The organism is Frankia sp. Allo2 (genome assembly GCF_000733325.1).
Lineage (GTDB): Bacteria > Actinomycetota > Actinomycetes > Frankiales > Frankiaceae > Frankia > Frankia casuarinae.
Window position 1 is genome coordinate 1 of sequence record NZ_JPHT01000097.1, and the last position, 1,250, is coordinate 1,250.

Below are 1,250 nucleotides of genomic sequence, written 5' to 3' on the forward strand. Positions count from 1 at the left end.
GCGACCTGGTCGACGGCGGGATGCCCGGACAGCACGGCCTCGATCTCGCCGGGCTCGATCCGGAAACCACGGATCTTCACCTGCGCATCCGCCCGCCCCGCGAACACCAGCCCACCATCGCCGGTCCACCGGGCCAGGTCACCCGTGCGGTACATGCGCTCCCCCGACCCCCCGAACGGGCAGGCCACGANCCGCNCCCCGGTCAACGCGGGACGATTGAGATAGCCACGGGCCAGCCCGGCNCCCGCCACATAAAGCTCACCGACCACCCCGGGAGGCACCGGCCGCAGGAACTCGTCCAACACATACGTCCGGACACCCGGCAACGGGCCACCCACCACACTGCCCGTCCCCGCCACCACCCGCTCCCGGTCCAACGCGATGTGCGTGACATGGACCGTCGTCTCGGTAATGCCGTACATGTTGACCAACACCGGGACGTCGCCGGGATACCGGTCATACCACTGCCGCAACCGGGCAGGTTCCAGCGCCTCACCACCGAACACCACATACCGCAACGAGGAACCGACCCCGGCAGCAGCCAACTCACCGATCACCTGATAGAACGCCGACGGAGTCTGGCTGAGCACCGTCACACCCGTCCGGCTCAGCAACTCAANGAACTCCCGCGGCGACCGACTCACCGAGTGCGCCACCACCACAACCCGGCCACCGAGCAGCAACGCACCGAACATCTCCCACACCGAAAAATCGAAGGCATAGGAGTGGAACAAACTCCACACATCATCGGCGCCCAGCCCGTACNCGGATACTCCGGATCCACCGGCAGATAAGCCGCCCCCGCCTTCAGCACCGCCAGCAACGCCACCACCATCTCCACCGACCGGGGCAACGCCACCGCCACAATCCGTTCCGGCCCCACCCCCAAACCCACCAACANACGAGCCAGCCGGTTCACCGCGGCATCCAACTCCGCATAGGTCAACCGCACATCCTCACAGACCACCGCCACCGCATCAGGCCGCGCGACCACCTGCGCCTGAAACATCTCCGGCAACGTCCTGGCCGACACCCCAACAGCAGAGCCACCAACAGCAGAGCCACCAACAGCAGAGCCACCAACAGCGGTGCCGTTCCACGCCCGCACCACCAGGTCATACTCACCGTCCGCCAGCACATCCACCTGACTCAACCGCNGACCAGGATCAGCCCCCACCACCTCAAGCAACCGAACCAGACGCCCCACCAGCCCCTCCGCGGTCGACCGATCGAACAGATCAGCCGAATAC

Annotated in this window: 1 pseudogene (running past one end of the window); it reads right to left on the reverse strand. The window is 66.5% G+C overall.

Annotated elements, in window-relative coordinates:
- Nucleotides 1–1,250: pseudogene (locus ALLO2_RS22925) on the reverse strand (AMP-binding protein); its annotated part runs 992 nt beyond the window's last position; the annotation flags it as partial.